This is a genomic window from Novosphingobium kaempferiae (assembly GCF_021227995.1).
GTDB classification, from domain to species: domain Bacteria; phylum Pseudomonadota; class Alphaproteobacteria; order Sphingomonadales; family Sphingomonadaceae; genus Novosphingobium; species Novosphingobium kaempferiae.
The window spans coordinates 367,885-390,019 of sequence record NZ_CP089301.1; the positions used below are offsets into that span (position 1 = coordinate 367,885).

At 68.5% G+C, this 22,135-nt stretch carries 20 protein-coding genes; 7 read left to right on the plus strand and 13 right to left on the minus strand.

Annotation, left to right across the window (positions count from 1 at the left end; genetic code table 11):
- Positions 1 to 49: 49 nt before the first annotated feature.
- Positions 50 to 1,291 (plus strand): CaiB/BaiF CoA transferase family protein, encoded by a 1,242-nt coding sequence (locus LO787_RS01780; RefSeq protein ID WP_232494179.1) that lies wholly within the window; start codon positions 50 to 52, stop codon positions 1,289 to 1,291.
- Positions 1,292 to 1,595: 304 nt separating this feature from the next.
- Positions 1,596 to 4,145, plus strand: a complete 2,550-nt coding sequence (locus LO787_RS01785) for a TonB-dependent receptor (RefSeq protein WP_232494180.1) — start codon at positions 1,596 to 1,598, stop codon at positions 4,143 to 4,145.
- Between the two features lie 42 nt (positions 4,146 to 4,187).
- On the opposite strand, the gene LO787_RS01790 is transcribed toward LO787_RS01785, so the two are convergent.
- On the minus strand, positions 4,188 to 4,970 hold the full coding sequence (locus tag LO787_RS01790) for an enoyl-CoA hydratase-related protein (protein ID WP_232494181.1): 783 nt from the start codon (positions 4,968 to 4,970) through the stop codon (positions 4,188 to 4,190).
- Positions 4,971 to 4,991: 21 nt separating this feature from the next.
- A complete protein-coding gene (locus tag LO787_RS01795; RefSeq protein WP_232494182.1) occupies positions 4,992 to 5,972 on the minus strand; it encodes an NAD(P)H-dependent flavin oxidoreductase in 981 nt (326 codons plus the stop codon).
- A 183-nt stretch (positions 5,973 to 6,155) separates the two neighbouring features.
- Here LO787_RS01795 and LO787_RS01800 point away from each other — a divergent pair, with 183 nt between their 5' ends.
- Entirely contained in the window at positions 6,156 to 7,331 is a 1,176-nt protein-coding gene (locus tag LO787_RS01800) for an amidohydrolase family protein (protein WP_232494183.1), read from the plus strand.
- A gap of 25 nt (positions 7,332 to 7,356) precedes the next feature.
- Here LO787_RS01800 and LO787_RS01805 read toward each other — a convergent pair whose 3' ends face one another.
- On the minus strand, positions 7,357 to 8,022 hold the full coding sequence (locus LO787_RS01805; protein WP_232494184.1) for a TetR family transcriptional regulator: 666 nt from the start codon (positions 8,020 to 8,022) through the stop codon (positions 7,357 to 7,359).
- An 82-nt stretch (positions 8,023 to 8,104) separates the two neighbouring features.
- On the opposite strand from LO787_RS01805, the gene LO787_RS01810 reads away from it, so the two are divergent.
- The gene (locus LO787_RS01810; RefSeq protein ID WP_232494185.1) at positions 8,105 to 9,007 is read left to right on the plus strand and encodes a M48 family metalloprotease; all 903 of its coding nucleotides are present in this window, start codon (positions 8,105 to 8,107) and stop codon (positions 9,005 to 9,007) included.
- Positions 9,008 to 9,089: 82 nt separating this feature from the next.
- Here LO787_RS01810 and LO787_RS01815 read toward each other — a convergent pair whose 3' ends face one another.
- A complete protein-coding gene (locus tag LO787_RS01815; RefSeq protein WP_232494186.1) occupies positions 9,090 to 10,322 on the minus strand; it encodes an RsmB/NOP family class I SAM-dependent RNA methyltransferase in 1,233 nt (410 codons plus the stop codon).
- 54 nt (positions 10,323 to 10,376) lie between these two features.
- On the opposite strand from LO787_RS01815, the gene LO787_RS01820 reads away from it, so the two are divergent.
- The gene (locus LO787_RS01820; RefSeq protein ID WP_232496222.1) at positions 10,377 to 10,556 is read left to right on the plus strand and encodes a DUF1674 domain-containing protein; all 180 of its coding nucleotides are present in this window, start codon (positions 10,377 to 10,379) and stop codon (positions 10,554 to 10,556) included.
- Between the two features lie 101 nt (positions 10,557 to 10,657).
- Here LO787_RS01820 and LO787_RS01825 read toward each other — a convergent pair whose 3' ends face one another.
- From LO787_RS01825 to LO787_RS01855, 7 genes are all read right to left on the minus strand, one after another.
- Positions 10,658 to 12,076, minus strand: a complete 1,419-nt coding sequence (locus LO787_RS01825) for an efflux transporter outer membrane subunit (protein WP_232496223.1) — start codon at positions 12,074 to 12,076, stop codon at positions 10,658 to 10,660.
- A 2-nt stretch (positions 12,077 to 12,078) separates the two neighbouring features.
- Entirely contained in the window at positions 12,079 to 12,990 is a 912-nt protein-coding gene (locus LO787_RS01830; protein WP_232494187.1) for an efflux RND transporter periplasmic adaptor subunit, read from the minus strand.
- Entirely contained in the window at positions 12,987 to 13,202 is a 216-nt protein-coding gene (locus tag LO787_RS01835) for a DUF1656 domain-containing protein (RefSeq protein ID WP_232494188.1), read from the minus strand. Before LO787_RS01835 ends, LO787_RS01830 begins: the two co-directional genes overlap by 4 nt.
- Entirely contained in the window at positions 13,199 to 15,265 is a 2,067-nt protein-coding gene (locus LO787_RS01840; protein WP_232494189.1) for an FUSC family protein, read from the minus strand. Before LO787_RS01840 ends, LO787_RS01835 begins: the two co-directional genes overlap by 4 nt.
- Positions 15,262 to 15,714, minus strand: coding sequence for a MarR family transcriptional regulator (locus LO787_RS01845; RefSeq protein WP_232494190.1), 453 nt, complete (start codon positions 15,712 to 15,714; stop codon positions 15,262 to 15,264). Before LO787_RS01845 ends, LO787_RS01840 begins: the two co-directional genes overlap by 4 nt.
- A gap of 435 nt (positions 15,715 to 16,149) precedes the next feature.
- Entirely contained in the window at positions 16,150 to 16,650 is a 501-nt protein-coding gene (locus LO787_RS01850) for a L,D-transpeptidase family protein (RefSeq protein WP_232494191.1), read from the minus strand.
- Positions 16,651 to 16,655: 5 nt separating this feature from the next.
- Positions 16,656 to 17,945: an adenylosuccinate synthase gene (locus LO787_RS01855; RefSeq protein ID WP_232494192.1), complete on the minus strand. Its 1,290-nt coding sequence runs from the start codon at positions 17,943 to 17,945 to the stop codon at positions 16,656 to 16,658.
- 248 nt (positions 17,946 to 18,193) lie between these two features.
- Between LO787_RS01855 and LO787_RS01860 the strand changes: the two genes are divergently transcribed.
- Positions 18,194 to 19,051, plus strand: coding sequence for an alpha/beta hydrolase (locus LO787_RS01860; protein WP_232494193.1), 858 nt, complete (start codon positions 18,194 to 18,196; stop codon positions 19,049 to 19,051).
- 93 nt (positions 19,052 to 19,144) lie between these two features.
- On the opposite strand, the gene LO787_RS01865 is transcribed toward LO787_RS01860, so the two are convergent.
- On the minus strand, positions 19,145 to 20,269 hold the full coding sequence (locus tag LO787_RS01865; protein ID WP_232494194.1) for an ATP phosphoribosyltransferase regulatory subunit: 1,125 nt from the start codon (positions 20,267 to 20,269) through the stop codon (positions 19,145 to 19,147).
- A 154-nt stretch (positions 20,270 to 20,423) separates the two neighbouring features.
- Between LO787_RS01865 and LO787_RS01870 the strand changes: the two genes are divergently transcribed.
- Positions 20,424 to 21,197, plus strand: coding sequence for an EF-hand domain-containing protein (locus LO787_RS01870; protein ID WP_232494195.1), 774 nt, complete (start codon positions 20,424 to 20,426; stop codon positions 21,195 to 21,197).
- A 10-nt stretch (positions 21,198 to 21,207) separates the two neighbouring features.
- Here the strand turns inward: LO787_RS01870 and LO787_RS01875 are convergent, their stop codons facing one another.
- Positions 21,208 to 22,128, minus strand: a complete 921-nt coding sequence (locus LO787_RS01875; protein ID WP_232494196.1) for a bifunctional helix-turn-helix transcriptional regulator/GNAT family N-acetyltransferase — start codon at positions 22,126 to 22,128, stop codon at positions 21,208 to 21,210.
- Between the last annotated feature and the right edge of the window lie 7 nt (positions 22,129 to 22,135).

Below are 22,135 nucleotides of genomic sequence, written 5' to 3' on the forward strand. Positions count from 1 at the left end.
GTTCGGGAGGGGTAGGCAGAAGGCTCAATCGAACGAGCGACAAGGCACCATGAGCACTCCCAAAGCTGCCCTCGAAGGCATCCGCGTCATCGACATGAGCCGCGTCTTCGCCGCCCCGGTAGGCGCGCAGATCCTCGGCGATCTCGGCGCGGACGTCATCAAGATCGAGCGCCCCGGCGTGGGCGACGACGGGCGCGGTTACGGCTTTTCATGGGTGCCCGGAAAGGACGGGATCGAGACGCGGCATTCCAGCTTCTTCACCGTCTCCAACCGCAACAAGCGCTCGATCACGCTCAACCATTCGAAGGCGGAGGGGCAGGCGATCCTGCGCGATCTGGTGAAGACCGCAGACGTGCTGATCGAGAACTACAAGGTCGGCGATCTCAAGCGCTTCGGCCTCGATTACGACAGCCTGCGGGAGATCAATCCGGGCCTTATCTACTGCTCGGTGACGGGCTTCGGACAGACCGGGCCGATGGCCGCGCTGCCGGGCTATGACGGGCTGTTCCAGGCGACCGGGGGCATGATGGCGGTGACCGGGATTCCCGAGGGGCAGCCGGGCTCCGGGCCGCTCAAGACCGGGCCGAGCCTCGTCGACTTCGTGACCGGGCACAATACCGCGCTCGCCATCCTCGGCGCGCTGATGCACCGCACCCGCACCGGCGAGGGGCAGTACATCGACATCGCCCTGCTCGACAGCTCGGTGGCGATGGTGAGCCACATCATGCAGGACTATCTCATCAGCGGAAACGCCCCGCCGCGCCTCGGTAACGGGGGCAACGGCGGCGGTCCGGCGGACCTGATCCACTGCGCCGACGGCATCATCTACCTGACCGCCGGGACCGACGAGCACTGGCGCCGCCTGACGGTGCTGATGGAGCAGCCCGAACTCAACACCGACCCGCGCTTCGACAGCAACCTCAAGCGCGGCAAGACCAACCGGGCCGAGCTGATGGAGATCATCAACGGCTGGAGCGGCCGCTTCCCGGTGGCGGAAGTGCAGGCCATGCTCGACGGAGTGGGCATTCCGGCGGCGCGCTACAACGAACTGGACCAGGTCTGGGAAGACCCGCAGGTGCAGCATCGCGGCCTACGCGCGACGACGCCGCACGCCTTTGCCGAAAGCGGCTCGGTGGACCTCATCGCCAGCCCGCTCGCGAAAATGTCCGCCAGCCCCGCGACGATCCGCATGGCCCCGCCGATGCTGGGGGAGCACACCGACGCGGTACTGTCCGAACTCGGCTACGACGAGGCGCAGATCGCGGCGCTGCGCGAAGCGAAAGTGGTCTGAGGACCGGTCCGACCACCCCCATCCTCCGGCTCGAACGGGCGTCCCCATACGGGGACATCCGGCTCACAATTCCCCCCTGCGATATGATGTATCAATCCGTCCGGCACCCGGACGGATCATGAAACCGCGTCAAAACAACGTGTTGTATTCACCTCCCTGACCAATCCGCGCTTCGGTTCGACCAGTTCCCGCCGCACCGATCCTCTTGCCCGGCAACAATCGGGCAATACGATATAGCGAGAACGGCGTTTCCAAGACGACTCAGATCGTTGTGGATGGGAAGCGTCGTCCGGGAGAGAACACCATGAAGACGATGCACCTGCGTGCCGTGCTCTGCGCCACCACCGCGCTCACTTTCGCAACGCCCGCCCTCGCCCAGAGCGATCCCCAGCCCAGGCCTCAGTCCGCGCAGCCGGTGATCGGCGCCAACGACATCGTCGTCACCGCCCGCCGCGCCGAGGAGCGCCTGCAGGACGTGCCGATCTCGATCACGGTGTTCAACCAGGAGCAGCTCTCGCAGCGCAACGTCGTCAATGCCAACGACCTTGCGACCTACACCCCCTCGCTGTCGTCCAACACCAACTTCGGCACCGAAAACACGACCTTCGCGATCCGCGGCTTCGCGCAGGACATCGGCACCCTGCCCTCGGTCGGCACCTACTTCGCCGAAGTCGTGACGCCGCGCGGTGCTTCCAACGGCCTGCCGACCGGCGACGGCGTGCTGCCGGGCAGCTTCTTCGACCTCCAGAACGTGCAGGTGCTGAAGGGCCCACAAGGCACGCTGTTCGGCCGCAACACCACCGGCGGCGCGGTGCTGCTGGTCCCGCAGCGCCCGACCGACGTGCTCGAAGGCTATGTCGAGGGCTCCATCGGCAACTACGACATGCGCCGCGTGCAGGCCGCGATCAACGTGCCGCTGTCGGACACCTTCAAGGTCCGCCTCTCCGGCGACCGCATGGTGCGCGACGGCTACCTCAAGAACCAGAGCGGCATCGGCCCGAAGGACTTCAACGACGTCGACTACACTTCGCTGCGCCTCAGCGTCGTCGCCGACCTGACGCCGGACCTCGAGAACTACCTCGTCGCCTCGTACATCCATTCGGACACGCGCGGGCCGATCACCAAGCTGGTCGCGGTCGATCCGAGCGAGGGCCTCGGCGGCCTGTTCGCGGGGCAGCTCGCCCGGCAGGGGACGGGCTTCTACAACGTCATCAACCCGCTCGACGAATCGTACTCGAAGATCACCCAGTGGCAGGTCATCAACACCACCACCTGGCGCGCGTCCGACACGCTGACGGTCAAGAACATCGCCAGCTACGCCGAATACAAGCAGACCCTGAACGCGCCCGAGTTCGGCGTCATGGCGACGATCGACTTCAACGCGCTGACCGGCGGGCAACTACCGATCGGCTCCTACAATGTGCCCTTCACGCAGATCTCGCCGCCGCCCGGGCTGAAGACCGCGGACCAGTACACCTTCACCGACGAGATCCAGCTTCAGGGCAAGTCGAGCGACGGCAAGCTCAACTGGCAGGTCGGCGGCTATGCCGAGATCAGCCGTCCGCTCGGCACGGCGGGCAGCCAGTCGCCGTTCCTCGCGTCCTGCACCGATCAGGGCGCGAACTTCCAGTGCAACGACCCGATCGGCTTCCTGAGCTACCTCGGCGCGATCAGCGCGGGCGCGAACCCGGCGACGCTGCCGCCGATCCATGTCGGCTCGGTGAACTACACGGTGGGCCGCACCTACTTCCAGGACTTCGGCCTCTACGCGCAGGCGACTTATGCGCTGACCGAAAAGCTCAAGCTGACCGGCGGCATCCGCTACACCTGGGACAAGCAGCGCAACACCAGCCTGCGCCAGACCTACACGCTGGCCTACCCGCCCGCCTATGGCCCGTTCCCCAGCCTGCCCGGCGCGCCGAACCCGCGCTGCACCGACCCGACCTCGGTGGCGAGCGGCTGCGTGGCGACGCTGAACCAGAACTCGAACAAGCCGACCTGGCTGATCGACCTCGACTACAACTTCACCCCCGATGCGATGGCCTATGCCAAGTACGCGCGCGGCTATCGCGCCGCCACCATCGCCCCCAACGTCGCCGCGCCGCTCAACCTCGTCGGGCCGGAGCGGGTGGACAGCTACGAGATCGGCTTCAAGAGCAGCTTCCACGGCGCGATCCCGGCGACGCTGAACCTTGCGGCGTTCTACAACGATTTCCAGAACCAGCAGCTGCAGGTGGGCTTCAACGCCGTGCAGGGTAGCGGGCAGGCCTCCACCGCCGCGCCGGTCAATGCCGGCAAGTCGGAGATCTACGGGCTTGAGGCGGAAGCGTCGATCAACCCCTTCGCCGGGCTGACGCTCTCGGGCAGCTACACGTACCTCCATACCGAGATCAAATCGGTGCCCGAGGCGCTGCTGACTTATTCGGACCCCAACTTCACGCTGGCGGCGCCGTTCGAGGTGGGCGATCCCGAAGTGCTCTCGCCCAAGCACAAGTTCACCATCTCCGGCCGCTACACCCTGCCGCTCGACGACAGCATCGGCCGCATCTCGTTCGGGGCGGACTACACCTATCGCACCAAGATGCTGGTGAACTACATCGACCGCGAGAACCCCAATCCCGCGATCGCCGCGTTCAGCACCCTGCCTTCGCTTGGCCTGCTGAACCTCAACTTCGGATGGGAGGGGATCGCCGGTTCGCCGGTGGACCTGACCCTGTTCGCGACCAACGTGACCAAGGAGAAGTACTATACCTTCGCCGCCGGTCTGGGCTCACCGGAAGTCGGGTTCGAAACCGCCTCGGTCGGCGAGCCGCGCATGTACGGCCTGCGGCTGAAGGTGAATTTCGGGGGGTGAGTCTGTCGTCGTCCCGGGCCCGCCCCGGGACGACGTATTCCCTCAGCGTCCCTTGAACGCAGGCTTGCGCTTCTCGAGGAACGAGTTGACGCCTTCGAGGAAATCCTCGGTCCGCCCCGCCTCGCGCTGGCCGCGACGTTCGGCCTGAAGCGCGGTTTCGAGGCTGGAGTCCAGCGCGTCCCATGCCATGCGCTTGATGAGGCCGAGCGAGCGGGGGCCGCTGGCCAGCCGCTTCGCCAGCTTCATCGCCTCGGCGTCCAGTTCCTCCTCGCGCACGACCCTGGTCGCGAGGCCCCAGTCAAGCGCGGTGGCGGCATCGACCTTCTCGCCCAGCAGCATCATCTGCATCGCGCGCACGCGGCCTACGGCCTGCGCCAGCAGGTACGTCGCGCCGCCATCGGGGACGAGACCGACGTGACAGAAGGCGCAGAAGAAGTACGAACCTTCCGCCATCAGCACCACGTCGCCAGCCGCCGCCAGCCCCGCGCCGAAACCTGCCGCCGGGCCGCGAATGGCGGTCACGACCGGCTGCTCCATCGTCTTGATCTGCATGATGACCGGGTTGAACGCGCGGTCGAGCTGGCCGCCGACGTCGCGCATCGGGTCGGTGAGCATATCCTGCGCGGCAGACAGGTTCGCGCCCGAACAGAACGCCTTGCCCTCACCGGTCAGCAGCACCGCGCGGGCATCGCGCGCGGCAATGTCGAGCGCGTCGACCATCTCCAGCCCCATGGCCTCGGTCACGCCGTTCATGGTCTTGGGATCGTTGAGGGAGATGCGTGCGACGCCGTCCTCCAGCGAATAGAGGATGTGCTCGTAACTCATGGAATCTCCCTCTCCGTGCGATCAGGCGAGCATTGCGCCGAGCCGTTCCTTCACGATTGCCTCGGCGTCGCCAACGATCCTTTCGATCAGTTCCTTGCAGGTGGGCACGTCATGGATCAAGCCCTGCACCATCCCGGCCCAGAAGATCCCCTTGGTCAGATCGCCGCTCTGAAGCAGTTCGCGCCCCACCGCGCCCGCCACGAGATGGCGGATATCGTCGAACGTGGCATCGGGACGCTCGGATATCGTCACCACTTCGTCCGACACCTCGTTCTTGCCGACGCGGGCGGTGTTCTTGAACTTGCGGAAGATGAGGTTGGTGCCGCGCTCGTCGTTCTCGACGTACTTGGCCTTCACGTTGTCGTGGATCGGCGCTTCCTTCGTGGCGCAGAAGCGGGTGCCCATGTTGATGCCTTCCGCCCCCAGCGCCAGCGCCGCGACGAGGCCGCGCCCGTCGCCGATGCCGCCCGACGCCAGCATCGGGATCTTCACCTTGTCCGCCGCCGAGGGGATCAGGATGAGGCCCGGGATATCGTCCTCGCCCGGATGCCCCGCGCACTCGAACCCGTCGATCGAGATGATATCGCAGCCGTGCTTCTCTGCCGAAAGAGCGTGGCGCACGGCGGTACATTTGTGGAGCACGGTGACGCCGTGCGGCTTCACCATCTCCCAGATCTCTCGCACCTGCTGGGTGCCCGCCGTCTCGACGATCTTGACGCCGCCGTCGATCACCGCCTGCGCATAGGCCTTGTAGTCGGGCGGCAGGATCGTGGGCAGCACGGTGATGTTCACCGCGAAGGGCTTGTCGGTCATCGACCGGCAGCGCTCGATCTCCTCGCGCAGTGCCTCGGGGCTGGGCTGGGTCAGCGCAGTCAGGGTGCCGAGGCCGCCGGCGTTGGACACCGCGCTCGCCAGTTCGGCATAGCCCACGCCCTGCATGCCGCCCTGGACGATCGGGTGCTCGATGCCGAGCATCTCGGTGACGCGGGTCTTGAATGGCATGGTTCTCGCTGCTCCCTCTCGCTGTTGCCATCGGGGCTATGTCATGGCGCGGACGCCTTCAAGCGCGCGCAGGTGCGGCGGCGGCCAAGGGGCTTGTCCATCGCGGCAGCGAACACATACCAAGCGCTTGCTACATAATTAAACGGGTGTATGATCCTGCCCAAACGAGAAGGGAGAATCGCCATGGCCACCGCCGCACTGGAACGTCCGCAGGATCGTATCGAGGAACTCGGCATCAAGCTCATCAGCGCCGACAACCACATCAACGAGCCGCGCAACCTGTTCATCGACCGCTTTCCCGCGCACCTGAAGGACAAGGCCCCCCGCGTGATCGAGGGGCGCGACGGCGGCGAAGGCTGGAGCGTCGACGGCACCCCGCCGAAACGCACCTACGGCCTTGAATGCATGGCAGGATTCGACAAGAGCGAATACCGCATGTCGGGCCTGCGCCATGCGGACCTGCGGCGCGGCAACTACGACGGCGCGGCGCATCTGGCGGACATGGACATCGACGGCGTCTGGGCCTCCGTGACGTATCCGGGCTTCACGCCCTCGTTCTACACGCACCCCGACAAGGAAGTCGCGGCGGCGGGCTTCGCGGCCTATAACGACTGGATCCTCGACGATTTCCAGTCCGCCGATCCCCGTCGCCTCTGCGGCCTCGCCATCAACCCCACCGAACTCGGCATCGAGCACGCCGTCGCCGAGATGCGCCGCTGCGCCAAGAAGGGCGCGCGGGCGATGTACATCCCCGGCAACCCGACCATCCCCTACAACCACCCCACGCACTACCACCCCGTCTGGCAGGCGGCGGACGAACTGGGCCTGACGCTGTGCATGCACCGCAACCACGGCGGCCCGCCCGACGCCACCGACTGGGACCGGCTGCAGGAGGACAAGGTCTCCATCGGCGGCATCGTCACGCGCTATTTCTCGTGCCTCAAGCCGTTCTCGTACCTGATCTTCGCGGGGATCTTCGACCTTTATCCCAACCTCAAGATGGTCGGGGCCGAGGTCGACTGCGGCTGGGCCCCGTTCTGGGTGCAGACCATGGAGCACCACTGGGAAATCCAGAACTCATGGCATCCGGTGAAGCTCAGGCACTCGCCCACCGAGTTCATCGGCCGCAACGTCTTCACCACCAACGTGGATGATTACTGCGGCTACCAGATGATCCAGACCGGGCTGTGGCCGTGGATGTCTAGCATGACGATGTTCTCGTCCGACTATCCCCACTCCGCGACGATCTGGCCGCATTCGCGCGACGTGGCGCTGAAGATGACGGCGGACCTGACCGAGCAGGACACGCGCAGGACTCTGTCGGAGAATGCGGCGCGGGTGTTCGGGTTCGACATCTGAAATTCCTCCCCCGACGGGGGAGGAGCTACACCGGCCCGTTGGCCTCGATCCCCTCGATCACGAACGCGGCGATGGCGTCTCTGATCTCGCCGTCGCTCGCCATGCCGGGCGGGAACAGCCAGTCGCGGAACATCAGGTTCGCCAGCACCGCCGCGAACGACACGCGCACCATCAGTTCCGGGGCGATGCGGGGGCTCTCCCCCACGCGCGCCTGCGACATCGCCTCGCCCTTGCGGAAATAGTCCTGCAACCCGTCGAGCGCGTCGATCCCCTTGGTCGCATCGGGCGAATAGGCATTGGCGACCACCAGCGAGAGGAACATCTTCGAATGGCTCGCCATGAAGTCGAGCAGTTCGCCGATGTAGGCCCGCGCCACGTCCTTGCCCTCAAGCGCGCCGCCGCCCGCCGTGCGCGCCTGGAAGTCCGCGAAATGGCGGTTCAGCGGCGTGAAGATCGCCGCGCGGAACAGCGCCTGCTTGCTTTCGTGGAAGCGGAAGATCTGCGCCTCGGTCACGTCCGCGCGGCGGGCGATGGCGGCGGTCGTCGCGCCTGCATAGCCGCTTGCCTCGAACTCCTCGGCTGCGGCTTCCAGGATGCGGTCGGCCACTTCCTCGGAGGAACGGCGGCGACGTTTCGGCTTGGGTTCGAGGTTCGCCAATCTTTCCTGCCAGTTGCGCTTGCGTGACTGCATGTGTCGGGCTGGCGGCGCGCCATTGAAACCCTTGTCCCCACCCCTAGATTCCAGCGCAGGAACGCTCAAGGAGTCAATGGAAGTGAACGGAATGAAGACGGCCATGCTGCTGGCGGCGCTGACGGCGCTGTTCATGGGGCTGGGCTACATGTTCGGCGGAACCGGCGGCGCGATCATTGCGCTGGTCGTGGCGGCGGGCATGAACCTGTTCACCTTCTGGAACGCGGACAGCATCGTCCTGAAGATGCACAACGCGCGTGAAGTCGGGCCGGAGAGCGAGTTCCACCGCCTCGTCGCCGAACTGGCGCAGCGCGCGCAGCTGCCGATGCCGCGCGTCTACGTGATCGACACCGAGGCCCCCAATGCCTTCGCCACCGGCCGCGACCCGGACCACGCCGCCGTCGCCGCGACCACGGGCCTGCTCAACATGCTCAGCCGCGAGGAAGTGGCGGGCGTGATGGCGCACGAACTCGGCCACGTTAAGAACCGCGACACCCTCGTCATGACCATGGTCGCGACGATCGCGGGCGCCATCTCGATGATCGCCAACTTCGGCATGTTCTTCGGCCACATGGGCAATTCCGAGGATCGCCCCAACCCGATGGCCGCCATCGCCGCCATGGTCATGGCCCCGTTCGCCGCGATGATCGTGCAGATGGCGATCAGCCGCACCCGCGAGTACGGCGCGGACAAGGCCGGCGCCGAGATCAGCGGCAATCCGCGCGCCCTTGCCTCGGCCCTCGCCAAGATCGCCGGTCCCGCCGCGCACTTGCGCAACCCCACCGTGGAGCGCAACCCGGCGGCGGCGCAGCTCTACATCGTGCCGTCCTCGGTCTCGGACCTGTTCTCGACCCACCCGGCGACCGACAAGCGCATCGCCGCGCTGATGGCAATGGACGGCGGTTCGCTGGCGCCGCGAACCGCGACGGTATCGGTGCCGCGCAGTGCGGGGCGTTCGGCGCTGGACCCGAACCGGAGGGGCTGAGCACTTCGTCATTGCGAGCGCAGCGAAGCAATCCAGCGACTTGGGCCTACCGTGGATTGCTTCGCTGCGCTCGCAATGACGATCAGGTGTTAGCCCACCGCGCGATAAAGAAGCCGTCGAGGCCGCCCGCTTCGGAGAGCATCCCCGGATCGGTGCGCAGCCAGCCCTCGCCGCTCGCGGCCAGACCCTCGGGCAGTTCCGAGGCCGTCACCGGCACCGGCGTCAGTTCAACCTCCGCGGCCTGCTCCTCGCCCTCCTCGGGCTCCATCGAACAGACCGCGTAGACCAGCACGCCCCCGGGCTTGAGCCACTGCGCCGCGCGCTCCAGCATCTTCGACTGGATCTCCGTCATCTCCCCGATCTGGCGCGCGCCGATACGGTGGAGCACGTCGGGATGGCGGCGCGAGGTGCCGGTGGCGGTGCATGGCGCGTCAAGCAGGATCGCGTCGAACTTCTCCTCCGGCTCCCACGCCAGCGCGTCGGCCTGCACGACATCCGCCTCAAGCCCGGTGCGCTGGAGGTTCTCGCGCAGGCGCTCCAGCCGCCGCTTGGCGTTGTCGAGCGCGGTGACCTGCCAGCCCGCCGCCGCAAGCTGCATCGTCTTGCCGCCCGGCGCGGCGCACAGGTCCAGCGCACGCCTGCCCTCGCCCGCACCGAGCAGCCGTGCGGGCAGGCTGGCGGCCAGATCCTGCACCCACCACGCACCATCGCGGAACCCTTCGAGGTGCTCCACCGCAATCCCGCGCGGCAGGCGCACATGGCCGGGCATGAGCGAGACGCCGCCCAGCTTCTCCGCCCACTCCGCCGTCGCCGCAGCGTCGCGCAGCGCGAGGTCGAGCGGCGGCGGCTCGGACAGACCGGCGGCGATGGCCTCGGCGCGCACGCCCCAGCGCTCCATCACCGCATCGGGCAGCGTGGGCACTTCGGGCAGCGTCACCTCGCGCTTGGTCAGGGTAGAGAAGACGCCATGCGCCAGACGACGCGGGCCGCCCATCAGCAGCGGCAAACCGGTGGCGATCACCGCATGGGCGGGCGTCTCCAGCCGCAGCACCTGCGCCAGCATGATCTGCAACACCGCGCGCGCCTTCGCATCGTCGGCCAGCGGCAGACGGGTCGCGCTGTCGATCAGGGCATCGAGATCCTGCTTCCAGCGCAGCACCTCCCCGGCGATGGCGCGGGCGAGCGCGCGGTCGGCGTCGCCCTTGACGCGGGCGAGCGCGGAACCGCCCGCCTGGTCGAGCGTCTCGCCCCTGCGCAGAACGGCATCGATGAGGTTCAGCGCGGCACGGCGCGCGGGAAGGCCGGGAATGTCCATCGCGGCCCCCTATACCGGATTGCCTTTTTCCGCCACCCGCACCACATGGCATTCATGACCCAGCGCGCCACCCAACGTCCGGCGGCCTTCACCAAGCCCGCCCACTGGACCAACGACCCCGCGCCCCAGCCGGCGCCCAACCCGGTGCAGGCCAAGGACGAGAAAGACCCCGACGGGCTTTCCCCCACCCGCTACGGCGACTGGGTGTCGAAGGGCATCGCGATCGATTTCTGACGTGGGGGCCATCCCCTTCGTCATTGCGAGCGTAGCGAAGCAATCCATAGCGCGGCGCCTCTCTGGATTGCTTCGCTACGCTCGCAATGACGAACTGGCGGTCAGTTTCCGGGCGTATCTTGCTGCCACCCGCCGCCAAGCGCCAGGAACACCGCGATCTGGTCATCCACCAGCGCCGCCTGCGCGGAGGCATGGCTGACCTGCGCAGACGCCAAACTGCCCTGCGCGCTCAGCAGATCGAGGAAATCGCTGCGGCCGAAGCGGAACAGCTTGCCCGCCTGCGAGGCCGACAATCCCGCCGCATCCGCCGAACGACCGAGCGCCGCCTCCCGCTCGCGGTCGCGCGCATAAGTCTCCATCGCCGATTCCGCCTGCCGCAGCGCTTCCAGCACCGTGCCGTCGAAGTTGGCGAGGTCGGCGCGGACCTGCGCATCCGCCGCGTCGATCCGGGCGCGGACGGCGGGGCGGTTGGGGAAACTCCAGCTGAGCAGCGGGCCGAGGCTGAAGCCGAAGCTCTCGCCACTGCCGAAGTCGTGGATCGGGCCGGACAGGCCCAGCGATCCGCCGATGCTGACCGAGGGGTAGAGGTCCGCGGTCGCCACGCCGATGCGCGCGGTGTCAGCGGCGATGGTGCGTTCGGCCTGCCGGATATCGGCGCGGCGGCGGATCAGCGCGGCGCCATCCTCGACCGGAACACCGCCCGCAAGGCGCGGCAGTGTGGCGCAGTCGGCCACTTCGGCGGGGAACTCGGCAGGCGGTCGGCCGAGCAGCGTCGCCAGCAGATAGAGCGAATTCTGGCGCGCGGCGGTGAAGGCGGGGAGCGATGCCGCACTCGCCTCCACGGCGGCGGCGGCGCGGCTGACGTCGAAGGCGGTGCCGCGCCCGCCCTTCTGCAGGCGGCGCGTCGCGTCGAGGGTCTGGCGCTGCAACTGCACCACCCGCTGCGTCACGCCGAGCTGGTAGTTCGCCGCACAGACCTTGGCGTAGGCGCTGGTGGTGGCCGCCGCGACGCCGACGCGCACGGCGTCGCGCGCTGCCTCGGTAGCCTCGACATCGGCGGCGCTCGCCTCGATCGCGCGGCGCAGCTTGCCCTTGAGGTCGAGCGGATAGGCCAGCGCAAGGCCAAGGTTGTCCGTCACCACGCCCGGCAGCGGCCGCCCGGTGGACGACTGGCGTGACAGGTCGACACCGCCCGTCACCGATGTCGAGATCCTGCGCGCGGCAGCGGCTTCGCGCAGCACCGCCTCGGCCCGGTCCAGGTTGGCTTCGGCAACGCGCAAGTCGGTATTGGCGGTCAGCGCCTGCTCCACCAGCGCATCGAGGCGCGGGTCTTCGTAGAGCCGCCACCAGCGGTCGGGCAACGGCTCCTGCGAGAACCCCTCCCCCTTGGCCGATGCGAACGCGCCCTGAGCGGTCGGCGCATTCGAGACGGCGTTCTCCGGCGGATGATAGTCCGGCCCCGCCGTCGCACAGGCCGACAGGGCGAGCGCAAGCGCGGCCGAGGACAGGAAGCGCGGCAGGGTCACTTCTGCGCCCCCGCCTGCTGCGCCTTGGGCCGCTGCTTCGCATCATGCTGCTCGATCGTCACCGTGGCGGTACGGCCAAGGATCAGGCGCACGTCCTTGGGCACATGCGTCAGCTTCACGCGCACCGGGATGCGCTGGGCCAGTCGCACCCACGAGAACGTCGCCTCCACATTCGGCAGCAGGTTGCCCGAATCGCTGCGGGTGTCGTCGTTGATGCCCGCCGCGATGCTCTCCACGCGGCCCTTGAGCAGCTGGCCCTCACCCATCAACTTGACCGTCACCGCCGCGCCGGGACGGATGAAGGGCAGCTTGGTCTCCTCGAAATAGCCTTCCACGCGGATCGAATCGTCGTCGACCAGCGCCATCGCCTGGCTGCCCGCCGCAAGGTAATCGCCGGGGTGCAGGTCGAGGTTGGTCACGGTGCCGTTGACCGAGGCGTGGACCTGCGTGCGTTCGAGATTCAGCTTCGCCCCGTCGAGCGCGCTCTCCGCCTCGGCCAGCGCGGCGCGGGCGGTGGCGACGCGGGCGACGTTCTGCTCGTGCGTCTCGGTGGCGACCAGATCGCCCAGCGCCAGATCGCGCGAGGATTCGCGGCTCGCCTGCCCCAGCGTCGCCCTCGCGCTCGCCACTGACGCCTGCGCCTGCTCCACCGCCAGCGAGTAGCGCGGCTTGTCGATCACGAAGAGGAGGTCGCCCGCCTTCACCGTCTGGTTGTCGCGCACTTCCACCGAAGTGACGAGGCCGCCGATGTCGGGCGTCACCCGTACCACGTCGGCGCGCACGCGGCCGTCGCGGGTCCACGGGGTCCGCTCGTAGTGCATCCACATCCAGTAGGCGATGAACGCCGCGATCAGGACGATGACGATGGTGGCGGCGCTGCGGCCGAGGGCGGGAAGCAGGTTCTTCATGGGTGCAGACCGGAGTAGGTGGCGAGGAAGGCGAGTGCGCCGAAGACCATGACGTAGAGGCACAGGTCGACGAGCGCGCGATAGGCGACGATGCGGTAGAAGCCCGCGAAGTCCGCCAGCCGCATCAGCAGCATGGTCAGGACCGAGGCGATCACTCCGATGACGAGGAGCGTGGGCATGAACACGCCCAGGATGGAGACTTCGCCGTTCATGGCTGCCCTTTCAGCGCGGCGGCTTCGGGAAAGAGGTTGCGCCGCAGCGAGACCAGCGCCAGCGCGGCCTGCCGGCGCACCGAGCGGTCCTCGTCGCCGGAGAAGACGTGGAGCGCGGTGTCGATGTCGCCCAGCAGTTCCGGCGCGGCAGGCGCGCGGTGATCCGGCTCCATGCGGCGGTAGTAGTCGCCCACGTCGGCCAGCACGCTCGTCAGCGGGGCGCTGCGGGCGGGCGGCAGGTGCAGGCGCAGTTCGCGCAGTTCGCCGATGGCGACGCCGGTGCGCAGATCGCGCAGCACGTCGTAAAGCGGCGCGCCCGGATGCTTGCCCGAGAGCGCCAGGCGCGGGGCGAGCACGGCGATGCGGTCCAGCATGCGGTTGATCCAGCCGCGCACGTCGGGCGCACCATAGAGGTTCGCGCGCTCGGCGATGTCGCGCCAGCCCGCACGCAGCGTCCGGCGGATCGCGCTGTCGAGCCCGGCGGTCTGGAGCAGCATGGCCATGACGATCGCGAACAGCGTGCCCAGCAGCTGCGCCAGCGCGCCGTTGCTGAACGCGACGAAGTTGTCGTTGTACTTCTCGGCGATGATGAAGGGGCTGCCCATGCCCAGCAGCGCGGGGAGCGCGACACCGGCATAGCGCGGCGAGTGCATGAACGCGCCCAGCACCAGCAGCGGCGGCGCCAGCGTCATCGCCAGCATCGGGAAGCCTTCGACCCGGGGCAGGATCGCGAAGGCGTAGATCATGCCCAGGATCGTCGCGATCAGGGTGCCGTTGAAGAACAGCCGCAGCGGCAGCAGCGGGTTGTCCGAAGCCGAGAACAGCGCGAGGAACACGCCCGCCAGCATCACCGCCGTGTTGCCATCATGCCAGCCGCTGCCGATCCACAGCGTACAGCCGAGCACGATCGTCAGCCAAGCGCCGAACGCCCCGCGCAGCGCGCCGCGATAGTCGCGGTGAACCTCGCGGTTGCGGCGCCCTTCCAGCAGTTGTGGGATGCGCGCCGAGACGGGGCGGCGGTTCAGCGTGCCCAGCTGCTCGGCAAGGTCGCGGCAGTTGAGGTGCGCTTCGATCAGGCTGGCGAGGCGCGAGCCGAGACTGAGCTGGAGCAGGTCGTCCCAGCCCGCGCCCGGTGTCACTTCCGGCTCCAGCGCGGCGCAGCGGGCCTTGAGATCGTCCGCCACGCGCTCGCGCGTCTCGCGGTCGGTCTCGATGTCCTTGAGCCAGGCGCGGGTGTCGGCGAGCAGCCGGTCGGCCTCGTCGGTGATGGCGCCCCGCTCGCGCAGCGCGGCGATCCGGTCGGCCACGGCGGCGCCCAGCGGCATCAGCAGCGAGAGATTGTCCTGCAATGCCCGCACCGTGCGCACGCGCGGCGCGGGGCGGCTCGTCTCGAACGGCAGGTGGATCGAAAGCTGGTGCAGTTCGGTCACGTCCTGCGCAAGACGGCGCTTCTCCGCGTCGACCGAGGGATCGGGCTCCAGCTCCAGCGAATCGCGGCTCCACCGCTCGGCATCGCGCAGCATCATGGCGACGCGGCCGAGCAGGAAGGTCGAGACCGAGCCGGGCAGCACGACGCCGTGGATCAGGCTGCCGCACAGGATACCCAGCGTGATCTCCTGCACGCGCAGCGCGGCGTCCTCGAAGATCAGTTCGGGCGCGTTCACCGTCGGCAGCACGATCAGGCAGGCGGTGTAGCCCGCCAGCACGAACATGTAGCCGCGCGGCGTGCGGTCGAGCAGCGAGACGAACACGCAGAGCGCCAGCCAGCAGGCGATCGCCATCGACAGCAGTTCGGGACTGTGCGCCAGCGGCGGCACCATCAGCACCGATGCCGTCGCGCCGACGAAGGTGCCCACGACGCGGAACAGCGCCTTGGACACGACCGCGCCCGCCAGCGGAGCGGCGACGATGTAGGCGGTGATGAAGGCCCAGTACGGCCGCTCCAGCCCGATCGAGAACGAGATGTAGGCGGCCAGCATCGCCGCCATCAGCGCCTTGATCGAGAAAATCGCGGCGGGCACGCCCCAGCGTGCGAGCGCGGGCGAGTTCAGGCCCAGGCTCATGGACGCCCCCGCATTGCGGCGGCCCGCTCGCCCACGGTGGCGATCAGGCGCACGGCGGCTTCGAGGTCGGCGTCGGGAATACCGTCGAGCAGTTCGCCGCGCAGCGCCACCAGCCGCGCCTCGGCCTTGCGGGCGATGCGCGCGCCTTCGGTGGTCAGGTGAAGGCGGTTGGCGCGGCGGTCCTCCGCATCGGCGCGGCGCTCGACGAGGCCCGCCTGCTCCAGCTGGCGCACGGTCGTCGTCAGCGAGGCTTCGGTGATGCCGATGGCCCGCGCGAGGTCCGCCTGCCGCGCTCCCGCGCCCAATCGCTCCAGATGGACCAGTGCCCAGCCCGCCGAGTTGGATATCTCCAGCGAGGCGAGAATACGGTCGGCAAGCTGCCGCCACACCCGCGCGACAGGCGCGAGTTGCGTGGCGAGATCGTGGGCGAGGCTCGAACGGTCGGTCATGTATCCATGGGAGAATGGGGCGGCGGGTACTTAGGCTCCTAACTATTTCGTCGCAACCGGGGTTGCCGTGCGTTTTACAATGCAGCAATGCCGGAAATTGCAATTTGCGCAAGCGGGACGTTGGGACGGGATACGCTTCGACTGTGCGTCGGTAATCCCAGCATGTTGCGATATTGCGGCCTGCCCACGGCCACTCTCCTCCACCTCGTCATTGCGAGCGCAGCGAAGCAATCCATGGTCGGCTCACGACGCTGGATTGCTTCGCTGCGCTCGCAATGACGAACCGGGGTTTAGCCCGGCTGGTCCAAGGCTCACCCCGGGACCGCTCGTCCTCTTTAGGCGAGTTCCATCGGCGGGGGCTTACCGAATAGCTGGGCTGTTCACGGCCAGCGGTCCCGGATCAGGTCCGGGACGACGGATCATTCAGGTCCAGTATCAGGGCTCGATCTCGATCGGCGTGCCGTCCGGCACCGCCTCCCACAGCGCCTCGATCTCCTCGTCGGAGACGGCGATGCAGCCGTCGGTCCAGTCGCCGGGGACGCGGCCGGCAGGCCAGGCGTTGGGCTGGCCGTGGATCATGATCATGCCGCCGGGAGAACGGCCCTGCCCCGCCGCGAAGGCGCGGTCGGCGGCGTTGGGGTAGGAGATGTGGAGCGAGAGATGGTAGGCGCTGTTCGGGTTCGCCCAGTCGATGACGTAGCGGCCCTCGGGCGTGCGCTCGTCACCCTCGAAGCGCTTGGGGCCGACCGGCTCGTCGCCGAGCTGGATATGCTCGATCACATGGACGAGGCGGTCGGCGGACCACAATTCCATGATCCGCGCCGCCTTGCGCACGCGGATCAGGTCGATGTCGGGCAGTTTCAGCGGCTCCTGCGCCTCGGCGGCAGTGACGCCGAGCAGCAGGAGCAGCGGGGCGAACCGAAGGACGCCCCGCATCGCCATCAATCCACGAAGGGATCGCGCACGAGGATGGTGTCCTCGCGCTCGGGGCTGGTGGAGACGAGCGCCACCGGCGTCTCGATCAGTTCCTGCACGCGCTGGATGTACTTGATCGCCTGTGCGGGCAGGTCCGCCCACGAACGCGCGCCGGCGGTGGTGCCCTGCCAGCCGTCCATTTCCTCGTAGATCGGCTCGACGGCGGCCTGATCGGCAGCGTGGCTGGGGTAGTAGTCCAGCACCTTGCCCTTGAGGCGATAGCCGGTGCAGATCTTCACCTTCTCGAACCCGTCGAGCACGTCGAGCTTGGTCAGCGCGATGCCGGTCACGCCCGAGATGGCGCAGGACTGGCGCGTCAGCACCGCGTCGAACCAGCCGCAGCGGCGCTTGCGGCCGGTGACGGTGCCGAATTCGTGGCCGCGCTCACCCAGACGCTGGCCGGTCTCGTCCTCCAGCTCGGTCGGGAACGGGCCGGAACCGACGCGGGTGGTATAGGCCTTGACGATGCCCAGCACGAAGCCGGTCGCCGACGGGCCGAGGCCCGAACCGCTGGCGGCGGTGCCCGACACGGTGTTCGAGCTGGTGACGAAGGGATAGGTGCCGTGGTCGACGTCGAGCAGCACGCCCTGCGCGCCTTCGAACAGGATGCGCGCACCGGCCTTGCGGACCTTGTTGAGACGCTTCCACACCGGCTGCGCGAACTGGAGCACGAATGGTGCGATCTCGCGCAGTTCGTTCAGCAGCGCCTCGCGGTCGATGGCGGGCTGGCCGAAACCGGCGCGCAGAGCGTCGTGGTGCGCGCAGAGGCGGTCCAGCTGCGGCTCCAGTGCGTCGAGGTGCGCAAGGTCGCAGACGCGGATCGCACGGCGGCCGACCTTGTCCTCGTAAGCCGGGCCGATGCCGCGACCGGTGGTGCCGATCTTGCCCGCACCGGCAGCCGCTTCGCGCAGACCGTCGAGTTCGCGGTGGACCGGCAGGATCAGCGGGCAGTTGTCGGCAATCGCGAAGTTCTCGGGATTGATCTCGACGCCCTGGCCGCGCAGCTTCTCGACTTCGGACTTGAGGTGCCACGGGTCGAGCACGACGCCGTTGCCGATGATCGAGAGCGTGCCGGTGACGATGCCCGAAGGCAGCAGGCTCAGCTTGTAGACCTGGTCGCCGACGACGAGCGTGTGGCCCGCGTTGTGGCCGCCCTGGAAGCGAACCACGGCGTCCGCACGGCTGGCGAGCCAGTCGACGATCTTGCCTTTGCCCTCATCGCCCCACTGGGCACCGATCACGGTTACGTTTGCCATGGATATGCTCCTCCACCCTGCCTCGGTGGATCCAGTAACGCCCTTCGACAGGACTCGGCGATATGGATTGTTCTTGGGGCGGGGTCGCCCCGGCTTTTCGGTCGCGCCCTAGTGGGAAGGCGGGCCGGTAGTCAAGGGGCCCCGTCGTGGGGGCCGTCGCGGGGGCGTTACCCTTCGATACACTTGATTGCTTGCCGGACACGGGCGCGATTGCGACCCTGCGCCGCAGACAACCGAGGTGCGCGACCATGAACAAACCCCGCCTTCCCGCCCTTTCGCTGATCGGCGCGCTGCTGCTGGTTACGGCAACGACCGCCCATGCGCAGGAGCAGGCCGCCACAATCAGCTACGGCACCGAACGGTTGCAGAACCTCGATTTCTGGCCCGCCGCAAGGAAGGGCCCTGCCCCGCTGGTGCTGTTCGTCCACGGCGGCGGCTGGAAGCGCGGGAGCAAGGACAATGCCACCGGACGCTACAAGGCCGCGCACTACACGGCAGAGGGCTATGCCTTCGCCAGCGTCGATTACCGCCTCGTCCCCGAGGCGACGGTGGAGCAGCAGGCGCAGGATGTCGCCGATGCCCTCGCCGCACTGCTGAAGCGTGCCGATTCGCTCGGCATCGCGCGGGGCAAGGTCGTGCTGATGGGGCACAGCGCGGGTGCGCATCTCGTCGCGCTGCTCGGCACCGACCCGCAGTATCTGCGCAAGGCGGGGCTGTCCTATGCGGATATCCGGGGCGTGATCCCGCTCGACGGCGCGGCCTACGACGTGCCCGGGCAGATGCAGGAGGGGCCGCGCGTGATGGGCGGGACGTATCGGCAGGCGTTCGGCGACGATCCGGCGCGCCAGCGGGCGCTTTCGCCGACGCTGCAGGCCGCCGCGCCCAATGCGCCCGCGTTCCTGCTCCTCCACGTCCAGCGCGCCGACGGCGTGCGTCAGGCCGAGGCGCTGGAAGCCGCGCTGCGCAAGGCGGGAACGCCGGTAGAGCGCCAGTCGGTGCCGGGTCAGGGCCTGCGCGGCCACATGCAGATCAACCGCGAACTCGGCAGCCCTGACTACGCGGCGACCGGCGTGGTCGACCGCTGGCTGGCGAAGGTGTTCGCCTAACCCCCCGTCGTCATTGCGAGCGTAGCGAAGCAATCCGGCGGCGTGGGCCGACGTGGATTGCTTCGCTACGCTCGCAATGACGAGACTGAAGCGTCAGACCGCCACTGCCTCGCCGCCTTCGAGGCGGTGCGAGCAGCCGAGTGCGAGCGCGTCGTCCGCTTCGGAGAGCGCCGCCACCGTCACCCAGCCGATCGCGCGTTGGCGCGCGGCGACTTCGCGGTCGTGGCCGAGGGGCAGGAACAGGCGCCGCTCCTCGCCCGCCGCGGCGGACAGCGTCTCGATCAGCGGATCGGGATAGAGCGAGAAGCCCGTCGCCGCCTCCGGATCGCGCCCGGTCTGGCCGAGGATCGCGTAAGTACCCCCGCGCCCGAGGCTGCCGGGAACGCCATCGGCATAGATCGTGAAGCCGAACCACGACTGGTATTCGAAGCCGTGGCGCTCCGAGGGGTCGAGCGTCAGGCGTGCCTTGCCGTTCACGCGCGCAGCAATGGCGCGCAGCGCGGCAATGCGGCCCGCGAGCGCCCCGCCGACGTCGAACTCGGCCAGCCGCTCGATCGCGGTCTCGAACGGGCCGACCGCGTAGAGCAGCGGCAGGTACGCCTCGCCGCCAGCATCGACGAGCCCGCCCGCGTCCTTGGCGTCGAGCATCTGGCGCACCGTCTCGATGTTGTGCGAGGGCAGCGGCAACGTCCCGGCGCTCAGCGCGTCGACGAGGTCGGGCAGCGTGAAGTCCACCGACACGCCCGTAGCCCCGGCCGCGCGCAGCGTCTCGATGGCGAGTTCGACGATCTCGGCCGCCGCCTCGGTAGAATCGGCGCCGATCAGTTCCGCGCCAAGCTGAAGGCGTTCGCGCGCGGGGTCGAGGCCGTCGCCCTTGATGGTGACGACCTGCCCCGAATAGGACAGGCGCAGCGGGCGCGGCGACGGCGACAGGCCGGTCGCGGCGATGCGCGCGATCTGCGCGGTCATGTCCGAACGCAACGCCAGCATCCGCGCCGAGACGGGATCGACGAAGCGGAACATGCGGCGCACCTGCACGCCCGCCATGCGGCTCGCCAGCGCCTTCTCGAACTCCAGCACCGGCGTCTCGACGCGCGCGTAGCCATGGCTGGCGAGGACGTCGTGCGCGGCGCGGCGCACCGTCTGGGAAGCCCATGCCTGCTGCGGCAGACGGTCGCCCAAGCCCTCGGGCAGAAGATCGCGGTCGTTTTCCTGCATAGTGGCCGCGCCCTTAGCCCGCCCGCGCGCGCTTGTCGAATGCGCAAATCTGCGACGATTGGCGACGAATTTTCGGTCGGCGGCGCGGCGGTCAGCGGCTAGACCGCAGACCAACGTCTGGCGGGACGATCCTTACACCGGAGACTTTCAAGGCATGACCCTGCACGCCGCCCGTCCGCTTGCATCCATCGTCGCCGCGCTGGCGATGACGCTTTCGCTCCCCGCACTCGCCCAGGGCATGCCCGGAGGCATGGATGGCGGCATGGGCGGCGGAGGTATGGGCGGCATGGGAGGCGGCGATGGCCCTCCCGGCGGAGGCGGTGGCCGCATGCGCGGGCCGCAACCGCCCAAGCCGATCAAGCGCGAGCGGTTCGACAAGATCGTCACCGGCATGTTCCGCACTGCCGACACCAACCGCGACGGCACCGTCACCCTCGACGAACTCCACGCCCTCGTCGAAGCCCGCCGCGCCGCGATCATCAAGGACCGCTTCGCCGCCGTCGACACCGACCGCAACGGCGCGATCTCCATGGCCGAATTCACCGCATGGCAGAGCAAAATGGGCTCCGCCGCCGCCAGCGAGGACGCCGCGACCGGCGACCGCTCCGGCCCGATCGCCGAGGCGGTCATGCCCGAAGTCGGCGACGAGCGCGAAGACCGTCTGCTCCCCGCGCTGATCGAGCCGCTCAGCGGCACCGTCATCGCCCGCGCCAACACCAATTACGACGCGGGCGTCTCGCTGGAGGAACTGCTGGCCTACGAAGGCAAGCTGTTCGACGCCGCCGACACCGACCACGACGGCTACCTCTCGATGGAAGAGCTGCGCCCGAGGGGCAAGGACGGCGAGCGCATGCGCGGACGCGGAATGCCCGGTGAGCCGATGGGCGGGCCGATGGGCGGACCCATGGGCGACCTGCCGCCGCGCTGAGGCGCAAAGTTCAGGGCGCGGCGCGCAGCACCGCTCGCCACGTCTCGCCCTGGATCGGCTCGCCGAACGTGTGATGCACTTCGGTGGAGATGCATTCGAAGCCGTTGCGCGCGTAGATTCGCCGCGCGGCTTCGAGGACGGTATGCGTCCACAGCACGACCTCCCCGTATCCCTTCTCCCGCGCGAAGCCGAGGCATCCGCTGACGAGCGCATCCCCGATGCCGCGACGCCGCGCGAAGGGTTCGACGTGAAGCAGGCGCAGGCGACCCACGCCCTCCCCCTCGTCCGTCAGGAACACCGCACCCGCCATCACGCCGCCCATGTCGGCGATCCAGCACCGTTCGCGCTCGGGGTCGAAGTTGCGCAGGAATGCGGCGACCGTCTCTGCCTCCAGCGCTTCCAGTTCCTCCTTCCAGCCGTGGCTAGCGGCATAGAGCATCGACTGGCGCGCCGCGACCTGGCTGACTTCGCCGATCAGCGCGGTGCGGATCGTGAAGCCGTCGCTCGCATCGGGGTCAAGCAGCAGCCGCGCCCGCGTCAGCGCCTGCACCACATCGTCCCGCTCGGTCGTAGTCAAACGGCCCAGATCGTGCGCGACGGCGGCGCGCTGCCGTCCGTCGATCTCGTCGAACGCCTCGCGCCCGGCCTGAGTCAGCCGGATCGGACGTGCGCGCGCATCGCTGTCGAGCCTGTCGCGCGTGACCCAGCCGCGTTCCTCGAAGCGCGCGATCATCCGGCTGAGATAGCCGCGATCGAGGCCGAGTGCGGCCTGCAGCACGTTCGCCAGCACCGGCTCGCGCCCGGCGATCTCGAACAGCAGGCGTGCCTCGGGAAGATTGGCGTCGGTGTCGAGAAAGCGCGCGTCGATGGCGCCGACGTGCTGCGTGAAGAAGCGGTTGAAGGTGCGGATGGCGTCGATGGCATGGTCCATGCCCACG

Coding starts and splice junctions, on each gene's coding strand:
- LO787_RS01780 (WP_232494179.1), top strand. CDS start 50: ATGAGCACTCCCAAAGCTGCCCTCGAAGGCATCCGCGTCATCGACATG.
- LO787_RS01785 (WP_232494180.1), top strand. CDS start 1,596: ATGAAGACGATGCACCTGCGTGCCGTGCTCTGCGCCACCACCGCGCTC.
- LO787_RS01790 (WP_232494181.1), bottom strand. CDS start 4,970: ATGAGTTACGAGCACATCCTCTATTCGCTGGAGGACGGCGTCGCACGC.
- LO787_RS01795 (WP_232494182.1), bottom strand. CDS start 5,972: ATGCCATTCAAGACCCGCGTCACCGAGATGCTCGGCATCGAGCACCCG.
- LO787_RS01800 (WP_232494183.1), top strand. CDS start 6,156: ATGGCCACCGCCGCACTGGAACGTCCGCAGGATCGTATCGAGGAACTC.
- LO787_RS01805 (WP_232494184.1), bottom strand. CDS start 8,022: ATGCAGTCACGCAAGCGCAACTGGCAGGAAAGATTGGCGAACCTCGAA.
- LO787_RS01815 (WP_232494186.1), bottom strand. CDS start 10,322: ATGGACATTCCCGGCCTTCCCGCGCGCCGTGCCGCGCTGAACCTCATC.
- LO787_RS01820 (WP_232496222.1), top strand. CDS start 10,377: ATGACCCAGCGCGCCACCCAACGTCCGGCGGCCTTCACCAAGCCCGCC.
- LO787_RS01830 (WP_232494187.1), bottom strand. CDS start 12,990: ATGAAGAACCTGCTTCCCGCCCTCGGCCGCAGCGCCGCCACCATCGTC.
- LO787_RS01835 (WP_232494188.1), bottom strand. CDS start 13,202: ATGAACGGCGAAGTCTCCATCCTGGGCGTGTTCATGCCCACGCTCCTC.
- LO787_RS01840 (WP_232494189.1), bottom strand. CDS start 15,265: ATGAGCCTGGGCCTGAACTCGCCCGCGCTCGCACGCTGGGGCGTGCCC.
- LO787_RS01845 (WP_232494190.1), bottom strand. CDS start 15,714: ATGACCGACCGTTCGAGCCTCGCCCACGATCTCGCCACGCAACTCGCG.
- LO787_RS01850 (WP_232494191.1), bottom strand. CDS start 16,650: ATGCGGGGCGTCCTTCGGTTCGCCCCGCTGCTCCTGCTGCTCGGCGTC.
- LO787_RS01855 (WP_232494192.1), bottom strand. CDS start 17,945: ATGGCAAACGTAACCGTGATCGGTGCCCAGTGGGGCGATGAGGGCAAA.
- LO787_RS01860 (WP_232494193.1), top strand. CDS start 18,194: ATGAACAAACCCCGCCTTCCCGCCCTTTCGCTGATCGGCGCGCTGCTG.
- LO787_RS01865 (WP_232494194.1), bottom strand. CDS start 20,269: ATGCAGGAAAACGACCGCGATCTTCTGCCCGAGGGCTTGGGCGACCGT.
- LO787_RS01870 (WP_232494195.1), top strand. CDS start 20,424: ATGACCCTGCACGCCGCCCGTCCGCTTGCATCCATCGTCGCCGCGCTG.
- LO787_RS01875 (WP_232494196.1), bottom strand. CDS start 22,128: ATGGACCATGCCATCGACGCCATCCGCACCTTCAACCGCTTCTTCACG.